The sequence below is a fragment of the Deltaproteobacteria bacterium genome (genome assembly GCA_009929795.1).
In the GTDB taxonomy this organism is placed as follows: domain Bacteria; phylum Desulfobacterota; class Desulfovibrionia; order Desulfovibrionales; family Desulfomicrobiaceae; genus RZZR01.
Window position 1 is genome coordinate 1 of the sequence record RZZR01000089.1, and the last position, 9,983, is coordinate 9,983.

At 59.0% G+C, this 9,983-nt stretch carries 8 protein-coding genes; 6 read left to right on the top strand and 2 right to left on the bottom strand.

Annotated elements, in window-relative coordinates:
* Positions 1 to 1,535: 2Fe-2S iron-sulfur cluster binding domain-containing protein (locus EOM25_09840; GenBank protein ID NCC25477.1), on the bottom strand; the 1,535-nt coding region annotated here is incomplete at its 3' end.
* 363 nt (positions 1,536 to 1,898) lie between these two features.
* Here EOM25_09840 and EOM25_09845 point away from each other — a divergent pair.
* The 4 genes from EOM25_09845 to fdhE are packed head-to-tail and all read left to right on the top strand — an operon-like array spanning position 1,899 to position 6,723.
* Positions 1,899 to 2,480 (top strand): twin-arginine translocation signal domain-containing protein, encoded by a 582-nt coding sequence (locus tag EOM25_09845; GenBank protein ID NCC25478.1) that lies wholly within the window; start codon positions 1,899 to 1,901, stop codon positions 2,478 to 2,480.
* 48 nt (positions 2,481 to 2,528) lie between these two features.
* On the top strand, positions 2,529 to 4,955 hold the full coding sequence (fdnG, locus tag EOM25_09850) for a formate dehydrogenase-N subunit alpha (GenBank protein NCC25479.1): 2,427 nt from the start codon (positions 2,529 to 2,531) through the stop codon (positions 4,953 to 4,955).
* 11 nt (positions 4,956 to 4,966) lie between these two features.
* Positions 4,967 to 5,734, top strand: coding sequence for a formate dehydrogenase (locus tag EOM25_09855; GenBank protein ID NCC25480.1), 768 nt, complete (start codon positions 4,967 to 4,969; stop codon positions 5,732 to 5,734).
* Positions 5,735 to 5,787: 53 nt separating this feature from the next.
* Positions 5,788 to 6,723: a formate dehydrogenase accessory protein FdhE gene (gene fdhE / locus EOM25_09860; GenBank protein ID NCC25481.1), complete on the top strand. Its 936-nt coding sequence runs from the start codon at positions 5,788 to 5,790 to the stop codon at positions 6,721 to 6,723.
* Positions 6,724 to 6,765: 42 nt separating this feature from the next.
* On the opposite strand, the gene EOM25_09865 is transcribed toward fdhE, so the two are convergent.
* Complete coding sequence (locus EOM25_09865; GenBank protein ID NCC25482.1) at positions 6,766 to 7,689, bottom strand: transposase; 924 nt, start codon at positions 7,687 to 7,689, stop codon at positions 6,766 to 6,768.
* 264 nt (positions 7,690 to 7,953) lie between these two features.
* Between EOM25_09865 and EOM25_09870 the strand changes: the two genes are divergently transcribed.
* Both EOM25_09870 and EOM25_09875 read left to right on the top strand, forming a co-directional pair.
* Positions 7,954 to 9,630 (top strand): trehalose-binding protein, encoded by a 1,677-nt coding sequence (locus tag EOM25_09870; protein ID NCC25483.1) that lies wholly within the window; start codon positions 7,954 to 7,956, stop codon positions 9,628 to 9,630.
* An 8-nt stretch (positions 9,631 to 9,638) separates the two neighbouring features.
* Positions 9,639 to 9,983: LysR family transcriptional regulator (locus tag EOM25_09875; protein ID NCC25484.1), on the top strand; the 345-nt coding region annotated here is incomplete at its 3' end.

The window sequence follows — 9,983 nt, forward strand, 5'->3', positions numbered from 1 at the left end:
GTGTAATAGACCGTGGCAATACCGAAACTGGTATAGGCCCCGCCGTCCAGCCAGCATTCATGTTTGAGTGCCATGAGGGTGCCGTCTTTTTTGGCGCCCGTGGTGATGGTGTGGTGGAACCGGTGGCGGGCCCGGCCGTACATGAACACCTGTTCCCGGGTAAAATTCATTTTCACGGGTTTCCGGGTTTTTTTCGCCAGGATACAGCAGGCCAGTTCCATGGGGTTGGCAGCGGCCTTGATGCCAAATCCGGCCCCGACATAGGGCTTTTTCACCCGGACCTTTCCCACATCCATACCCAGGACCATGGCCACGGTGCGCTGGACGTAGTGCGGGACCTGGGTGGAGCTGGTCAGGGTGAGCACGCCGCGGTTGTCGTATTCGGCGATGCAGCCCTGCATTTCGATGAACGCCCCGTCCTGGCGCTTGCTTTTCATCTCCGTGGTGATCACGATGTCGCTGTTTTCAAGGCCTTCGGCCACGTTGCCGAACTCCTGGTGAACCTCGGCACACAGGTTGCCTTTGAACTCGTCATGGAGCTGGGGGGCCCCGTCCTTGACCGCGTCTTCCACGGTGAACACCGCGGGCAGCACCTCGTATTCCACCTTGATCCGGGAGACCGCCTCAAGGGCGACATCCAGGCGGGTGGCGGCCACGGCGGCAATTTCATCCCCCACATACCGGACCCTGTCCACGGCAAACACGGTTTCATCATACCGGGCCGGGCTGACCCCGTACTTGACTTGCCCGGCCTCCTTTGCCGTGATCACCGCCTTGACACCAGGCAGTTTTTCCGCTTCCGAGGTGTCGATGGACAGGATGTTGGCGTGGGACACCGTGGCCTGGACCAGGGCCACATGCAGGGTGTCGTCGGGCAGCTTGAGCCCGGCGTCGGCCCCGTAGTCCAGGGTTCCGGTGACCTTGGCCACGGCCGTGGGCCGGGGGAACTTGGTGCCGAAAATGCGGCCGTCGGCCGGAATCTTGAAGACCAGTTCGTCCTTGCTCATCGTGCCGTTCAAAACCTTGGCTGCGTCCTGGACGGCGTCCACGAGCTGCTTGTAGCCCGTGCAGCGGCAGGCGTTCCGGTTCTTTTGAAACCAGTCACGGATGTCGTCCCGGGACGGATCGGGATTACCGTCCAGCAGGGCCTTGGCCGACATGATGAATCCCGGGGTACAGAACCCGCACTGGGCCCCGCCGTGGGCGATCCAGGCCAATTGGATGGGATGCAGATTCCGGGGGTCGCCGACGCCCTCGATGGTGATGACCTCGGCCCCGTCGCGGACCTTGCTCATCTTGGTCACGCAGGACCGGACCAATTTGCCATCAAGAATCAGGCTGCAGGCCCCGCACTGACCCTGCCCGCAGCCGACCTTGGTGCCGGTCAGCTTGAGCTGTTCGCGGAGCACCTCGGCCAGGCTGGCCTTGGGATCCACCACGAGATTCTTGCGAACCCCGTTGACAACGATTTCCTTGGCAATCATGAATCTTCCTCCTGTTTTTTCAGTCCAGGCCGACCGAAGTCCAAAACTCATGAAGGTCGTTCCCGGGTTTGATGTCAAGCCTGACTTATGTCTTTTTTGGCCAGCATACCCACTGCGGGAGTTCCCTGTCAACGAAAGTGTGCCGATGGAATCATTGCAAATCCATCAAGTCATGTTCGCCAAAGTCCTCTTTCATATTTTTTGATTTCGATAAAAACCCCATGTCATGGAACCGAATCGTCTTTGGGCGCCGGATCGATGGTCCCGATCTTTTCAGGCCGAAAGGTTCTAAAAAATTTTCTATATATTATTTATAACATATTGATAATAAAAATTTTTTTTATATAATCACCTCATGTCCGCTTCCACTTCTTTGAGTGCCTCAGGCCAAAGGTAAGCGGAGAACGTACAACCATGGAGGTTTTGATGGCTACGTTTTCACGGCGAGGGTTCATGAAAATCACCGGGGCTGGCGTGGCCGCCATGTCCCTGGGACAACTGGGGTTAGATCTCAAGTCGGCGCATGCCTATGCCACGACTCTCAAGATCGAGGGAGCCAAGGAGGTCCTGTCGACCTGCCCGTTCTGCTCCTGTGGATGCGAAATCATCATGCATACCAAAAACGGAAAAATCATCAGCTCCGAAGGCAATGCCGACTATCCGGTGAGCGAGGGAGCCCTGTGCGCCAAAGGGGCCGCCTTCTACAGCATGCACGTCAGCGACCATCGGCTGCTCAAGCCCAAATATCGCGCCCCAGGCAGCGGCAAATGGGAGGAAAAGGACTGGAACTGGATGCTCGACCGCATCGCCCGACGAATCAAGGACACCAGGGACAAGGATTTCAAGGTCAAGAACGACAAAGGGCAGACCGTCAATCGCTGGGAATCCTATTTCCAACTGGGCACTTCCCAAATGGACAACGAGGAGTGCGCCCTGACCCATCAACTCTGTCGAGCCTTGGGAGGTGTGAACATCGACCATCAGGCCCGGGTCTGACACAGCCCCACAGTAGCGGCTCTGGGAGAGTCGTTTGGACGCGGCGCGATGACCCAGCATTGGATCGACATCAAGAACGCCAATGCCATTCTGATCATGGGCAGCAATGCTGCCGAACACCACCCCATTTCCTTCAAATGGGTGCTGAAGGCCAAGGACAAGGGTGCCCCGGTCATCCATGTTGACCCGAAATTTTCCCGCACCTCGGCTCGAAGCAGTTTCCACGTTCCCCTGAGGTCCGGAACGGACATCGCTTTCCTCGGCGGCATGGTCAAATACATCCTCGACAAGGATCTCATCCAGAAGGAATACGTCACCGAATACACGAATGCTTCCTTCATTGTAGGTGATGATTTTAATTTTGATGATGGCCTGTTCTCGGGATACGATCCAGAAAACAAAAAGTACGACCAAAAGAAATGGGCCCTTGCCAAGGACGAAAACGGAATCCCGAAAAGAGACAAAACCCTCAAAGATCCCCGTTGCGTCTATCAACTGCTAAAGAAGCACTATGACCGCTACGACATGGACACGGTCTCGTCCGTAACCGGCGTATCCAAGTACAACCTGCTCGCCGTGTACGAGGCCTACACCGCCACCGGCGCGCCGGACAAGGCCGGGACCATCATGTACGCCCTGGGCTGGACCCAGCATTCCGTGGGCTGCCAGAACATCCGGCTCGGCTGCATGATCCAGCTCCTGCTCGGCAACATCGGCGTGGCCGGAGGTGGGGTGAACGCGCTGCGAGGCGAACCCAACGTCCAGGGATCCACCGACCACGCCCTTCTCTGGCACATCCTGCCCGGCTACCACGCCGTACCCACCACGGCCTGGCCCACCCTACAGGACTACCTCAAAGCGGTCACGCCGGTGACCAAGGATCCCAAGAGCGTCAACTGGTGGGGCAACCGGCCGAAATATGTCGTCAGCCTGCTCAAGGGCTGGTTCGGCGAGGCCGCAACCCCCGAGAACGGCTTTGGCTACGATCTTCTGCCCAAGGCCGAGCCAGGGGTCGATTACGCCAGCCTTTTTCAATTCGACGAAATGTACCACGGAAAAATCCGCGGCGGCATGATATTCGGCCACAATCCGGCCCAGAGCATGCCCAACACGCACAAGATCCGAGCCGCTTTGCAGAATCTGGACTGGCTGGTCATCGGCGAGGCCCACGAAACCGAGACGTGCGCTTTCTGGCGTGGTCCAGGGGTTGATTCGAAAAAGGTCAAGACCGAGGTCTTCATGCTTCCGTCCTGTCAGCGTGGCGAAAAGGATGGGACAACGTCCAATTCCGGTCGCTGGCATCAATGGCACCACAAAGGCTATGAGCCTCTGGGCCAGAGCAGATCCATGGGCTGGATGCTGGTGGAAATATTGAACAAGGTCCGCGAACTCTACAAGAAGGAGGGAGGCGCTTTCCCCGAGGGCGTCCTGAGCCATGCCTGGCCCAAGCAATACGACGCCGAAGAGATGGCCGCCCGGATCAACGGGCAGTTCACCAAGGATGTGACCATCAAGGACAAGACCTACAAGAAAGGCGATCAGGTGCCCGGCTTCGCTCTGCTCCAGGACGACGGTTCGACCTCCAGCCTGAACTGGCTGTATTGCGGATGCTACCCCGCAGCCGGCCAAAACTTGGCCAAGCGTCGCGACACCACCCAAACCCCCATGCAGGCCAAACTGGGGCTATTCCCCGGCTATACATGGGCCTGGCCCATGAACCGGAGGCTCCTGTACAACAGGGCCTCTCTCGACCCCCAAGGCAAGCCCTTCAATCCCGACCTGCCGGTCATCCTCTGGGAAAACGGCAAATGGGTCGGCGACGTCCCCGACGGAGGGGCCCCGCCCATGGCCCAGGAAAAGGGAACGTATCCCTTCATCATGCAGACCGAAGGGCACGGCCAGATCTTCGGACCGGGACGCGTGGACGGGCCATTTCCTGAACACTACGAGCCGGCCGAAACACCACTGGCCAAAAACCCCTTCTCTTCGAGGATGCACAATCCCTGCATGAAGATCACCAGCAGCGACAAGGATCTCCTGGCCAAACCGGCCGACCCGAAATATCCCATTGTATTGACCACCTACAGTCTGACCGAGCACTGGTGCGGCGGCGGGGACACCCGCAACACCCCGTACCTGCTCGAGGCCGAACCTCAGCTCTATGTGGAGATGAGCCACGAGCTGGCTGTGGAAAAGGGCATCAAGAACGGCGACGTGGTGGTGGTGGAGAGCATCCGGGGCACGGTCGAGGCCGTGGCCATGGTCACGGTCCGCATGACCCCGTTCACCGTGGAAGGGAAAACCGTGCACCTCATCGGCATGCCTTTCTGCTATGGCTGGACCACCCCCGGCTGCGGCGACGCCACCAACCGCCTGACTCCGTCAGTGGGCGACCCGAACACGACTATCCCGGAGTACAAGGCGTGTCTAGTGAACATCCGCAAGGCCGACAAGGTCACGGAACTGGCAAGGTAGGAGGGAACGATATGGCCAAGAGCATCTTCATCGATACCACCCGCTGCACGGCCTGCCGTGGTTGCCAGGTGGCCTGCAAGCAATGGCACGACCACGAGGCCGTGCCGACCAAACAGACCGGCACCCATCAGAACCCGCCGGATCTGACCCCCGAAAACTACAAACTGGTTCGGTTCGCCGAACACAAGATCGACAACAACATCTTCTGGCTCTTTTTTCCGGATCAATGCCGGCATTGTGTCCAGCCCGCCTGCAAGATGATGGCCGACGAGTATGTCGAAGGAGCCATCGTCCAGGACGAGGGCACGGGCGCCGTCATCTGCACGGAAAAGACCAAGGAACTGACCAAGGAGCAATGCGAAGCTGTCATTGACGCCTGCCCATACAACATCCCGCGCCGGGACGATCTGTCGGGGCTACTCCGCAAGTGCGACATGTGCATCGACCGGGTCAATGCCGGGCTCGAGCCCATGTGCGTCAAATCGTGCTGCACCGGAGCCATGAACTTCGGCGATCGCGAAGAAATGCTCATGTTGGCAAAAATGCGCCTGACCCAGGCCGAGGCCGAGAAAACGACCAAATCCGAGCTCGAGAGGAAGATCGCCTGCGATGTTCACAAGAGCTGCACGGTGCTGGATGAGGAGGACCTGAACGTCATCTATTTCCTCGACCAGCCCAGGGAACTCTACCACCTGTTTGCGGGCCGGGAGACCAGGCCGATCAATCGAGCCGATTTCCTGGCCGGGATGGTTCGGCCTCTGCGGAACATGCTCGGCTAATCAAACCTGCGGCCCGCCGGACGTCCGGCGGGCCGCTTCGTCAAGGAGGACGCATGTCTTCTTCCGATATCGATGAAAAAAGTGGCCTTCAGGCCGAGGCGACGGATCCCGGAAAAATCTTCGGGGAAATCATCAATCGTTTCGGCAAGGTCCTGGCCTGGCAGGACAAGGCCAAGGATGAACTGGAAGGCCCATCCACGGGCATCGAGGCCTATGACGAGAACCGTTTCTTCTCGGGCGAGCCCCTGGTGGCCCTTGTCGACCAGGCCAGGTTCGTCTCTGATTTCATCGCCTCCGCCAGAACAATCTGGCCGTTGATGTCCACGGTCTTCCCCCCCCAGGCCGAAACCCTCTCCCTTCTGGCCGACAGACTTGAACACGACCTCCCGTGGGTCGAGTCCTGCGTAACCGCCGTGGCCCACGGCCATGCCGATGTGCTGGAAGAGGCCTCCTGCCGGGCGGGCGTGCTCCCGGGCGCCTTGCTCCTGGCCCTGCGCTCGGCCTGGTCTCCGGTTGTTTCCGCCCACCGGGTCACCCTTCTCGCCGGAATCGCCACCGATCTGTGGAACAGATCCTATTGTCCGGTCTGTGGTTCCGAACCCGACATGTCCACCCTGGAATGCCATCCCGAAGCTTCCGATTTTCTGATTTCCAAAAGCGGCCAGCTTTGGCATCATTGTCCGGTCTGCGATCACCGCTGGCGGTACCAACGAATGACCTGTCCCGTCTGCGAAAATCAGGACCATGAAAGCCTGTGGAAATTCACCGTGGCGGACAGACCCCGAGAATACATCTACGCCTGCGACAAATGCCGGCGGTACCTGCCCTGCCTTGACATGAGCGAAGACCAGGGCCGGATAGAATTTCGAAAGGCAGCCCTTGGGCTCGTCCATCTGGACGCCATCGCCCAGAACAGAGGGTATTCGCCTGTGTCCACGGCCCCGTGGACGGCCTTGGGAATGACCGAATCCATCCCTGGCCCTTCCTGAGTTTTGATTCGACCCTCCCTCCCTGAAGGGCCGCCGGTTCGGTCAATCCTCCGGCGGCCCTTCGCTTTTTCCCACCCGCGGCACAAAGGCACACAAGGCTTGGGCCAGTCGGGGGATGATGCCCGTCTCTCCGGCATTGAACCGGAATTCGCTTTCCTTCAGGTAGAGTGGGAAATGCGAGGCTGAAACCCCTCTCAGACGACGCAATCGCTGACTGGTCGCTTTCCAGAACGGCGAAGAGTCCACCGGAAGATGATGGTCCTCATGTCTGACGCCATGTTCGGACCACAGGGCCGGGCCGCATGAAACCAGGGCGCAATATTGCTTGAAGGGAGCCGTGTAGACGATTTGTCCAATGCTTGCGGTCTTGAGTCGAAAATTGATCTTGAAATGGATCAGATTCTCGGCCGTCAGGTTGGGCAGAATGTCGCAGAACACGATTCCACCGACTTCGATAATCCCGAACACCGGAGAATTGACCATCTCCCTGGTCGGCATCGGACTCCCCGGGCCGGGCCAGATGCCCGCGTCATAGAGGCTTGGCGCGTCCAATGCCTTGGCCACAATGGCCCGTCTGACCCTGTCGACCGCCTTGCGGATTGTGGCGTAACCTACTCCCATCTCCACGGCGATGGTCGCCGGCGAGACCTCCAAGACAAAGAGCTTGAGGAACCAAAGCCATTGCCGTGACGTCAGCCCGCCCTTGGATATGAAACGACGGCTGAAGTCGTGAAAAATATAGCCGCAACGTGCACACTTCCTTCTGCCGTCGGCCAGTCGATAAAGTTTCCGGTTCAGACAATCAGGGCAGAACCGCCCGCGTTTCCCCCAGCAAAATCCAAGCAGGTATCTGAAGGCTGATTTTTCAGAAAAAGCCAATGAATTTAAAGAAATAATGTCCATATTTTTAAATCTGAGGTTCAAAAACAGAATTTGTTCGGAAAAGCCGTTGATTGCCGAAAGCATTCTGCCCCACACCTATATGTCAATCAAGGCATAATTGGCCGACCAATACCGACCGATGGCCTCGCGTTGAGCCGCTTGGAATCGATAAATCGTCTTGAATGGATAAAAATCAATGAAAAAAAGATGTTGAATTGATATTGTCTTGTTCAGTGACGTCAAATGTTAACCCGAATCGGTTTGTGAAAGCCTTCGATCGGGATAAGATAGAAAATATCAATTCGCCGTGGTTGACTGGATTGTCACTTCAACCCTTCCGGAGAGCTTATGCTGAACAGCGCATCGACCATTCCAAGCACAGCCAGTCCCGTCATCGGGCCCTACTCCATCGACGAGTTCATCGAGGCGGCCGGCCGCTTCCACGGCTATGCCGCTCCCGGACTCATCCTGGGAGGATTCATGGTCCACGAGGCCAAAGGGCACATCCCCGAAGGCGTCCTCTTTGACGCCATCGCCGAAACTCCCTGGTGCCTGCCGGACGCGGTCCAGATGCTCACTCCCTGCACTGTGGGCAACGGATGGCTCCGGATCTTCAACCTCGGCCTCTACGCCGTGTCCCTGTTCGACAAATTCACGGGCAAAGGCGTCCGCGTAGCCGTTGAGACGGACCGGCTGGACCCCTATCCGGTCATCCGGGAGTGGCTATTCAAGCTGAAACCGAAAAAAGAGCAGGACAGCGCCAGGCTCCGCCAGGAAATCCTCACGGCCGGGGCATCGATCTGTTCCGTCAGGGAAATCGCCCTGCGGTCTGAATTCATGGGCGGTCGGGGCAAGGGTGCCATCGCCGCCTGCCCGTCATGCGGCCAAGCCTACCCGCGAAGGGACGGATCGGTTTGCCGGTCCTGCCGTGGCGAATCCCCATACGAGGGGTGGATCGGCGGCCATGACCGCCGCGAATTGGGCCTTGACGGCCCGAAACTCAGGCTCGTCAAGGCCGAGGAGGCCGTGGGCGAAACGGCCCTGCACGACATGACCTGCATCGAGCCGGGCCTGAGCAAGGACGCGGCATTCCATCGCGGCCAGAAGCTGGATGTCGGCGACGTCTGCCGGCTGCATCGTATGGGCCGGTTCGAGGTCTACGTTCAGGGGGACTGCGAGGATGGGAAATGGGTTCACGAGGACGAGGCCGCCCGGGTTCTGGCCGCGGGCCTGGCCGGCCCGGGAGTGGCGTGTTCCGACGTTCCGAGGGAGGGGAAAATCACCCTCACTGCCAGACATGACGGCTTGTTGACCATTGACGAACAGATTCTTGAAGAACTGAACTCCATCCCCGGGGTCATGTGCGCCACCCGCCACGCTTTCAGCGTCGTCGAGCAGGGGCAGCAGGTAGCGGCCACGCGGGCCATTCCGCTCTATCTCGAACGTAGCGTCCTTGATGAAGCCGTCCGGATTCTGGACCGTGGCCCGGTGGTCGACGTTCGGCCCCTGCGGAAACGAAAGGTCGGCATTCTGGTCACCGGCACCGAGGTCTTCAAGGGACTGGTCAAGGATCGCTTCATCCCCATAGTCTCCACCAAGGTCGAGGCCTATGGCTGTCCGGTCATCGCCACGGACGTCGTCCCCGACGACCGGGAACGCATCGCCCGGTCGGTACTGGCCATGGTCGATCAAGGCGCCGAGCTGATCGTGACCACCGCCGGCCTGTCTGTGGATCCCGGGGACGTGACCAGGCACGGACTGACGGACGCCGGGGCTTCCGACATGCGCTACGGAACCCCGATTCTTCCCGGGGCCATGACCCTCCTGGCCCGCATCGGCGAAGCGGATCTTATCGGTGTGCCAGCCTGCGCCCTGTATTTCAAGACCACCAGCCTGGACATTCTTCTGCCCCGCATCCTGGCAGGGTTCTCTCCCCTGAGGCGGGACCTGGCCCGGCTCGGCCACGGCGGTCTCTGCATGCAGTGCAAGCGATGCACCTACCCTAAATGCCCCTTCGGCAAGTGAGTTCGACCATGGAAACGCCTACCGTTCGTCTTCATCTTTGGCTGGAATCCGGCGAAAGCGTGTATTTCGGCCTTGGCCGGGCCATGCTCCTGGACCAGATCGAGGAGTACGGATCTCTCCGCAAGGCCGCCAGTGAACTGGGCATGTCCTACCGGGCAGCCTGGGGAAAATTGAGGGCCACGGAAGAGGCCCTCGGCGTGGCATTGGTGGAATCTTCCGGGGCCAAGTGCGCAGGGTGTCGCCTGACCCCGGAAGGCCGGAAATTTCGGGATAAATTCCGTTGTTGGTTTGAAATCGTGGAAAAAACTGCCGTTCAGCAGGCTGAGATAATTTTCTCTCGACACATGCAGATG

Excerpts from the sequence above, each read along its gene's own strand:
- fdnG (NCC25479.1), top strand. The coding sequence starts at position 2,529 with ATGACCCAGCATTGGATCGACATCAAGAACGCCAATGCCATTCTGATC.
- EOM25_09855 (NCC25480.1), top strand. The coding sequence starts at position 4,967 with ATGGCCAAGAGCATCTTCATCGATACCACCCGCTGCACGGCCTGCCGT.
- EOM25_09845 (NCC25478.1), top strand. The coding sequence starts at position 1,899 with ATGGAGGTTTTGATGGCTACGTTTTCACGGCGAGGGTTCATGAAAATC.
- EOM25_09870 (NCC25483.1), top strand. The coding sequence starts at position 7,954 with ATGCTGAACAGCGCATCGACCATTCCAAGCACAGCCAGTCCCGTCATC.
- EOM25_09865 (NCC25482.1), bottom strand. The coding sequence starts at position 7,689 with ATGCTTTCGGCAATCAACGGCTTTTCCGAACAAATTCTGTTTTTGAAC.
- fdhE (NCC25481.1), top strand. The coding sequence starts at position 5,788 with ATGTCTTCTTCCGATATCGATGAAAAAAGTGGCCTTCAGGCCGAGGCG.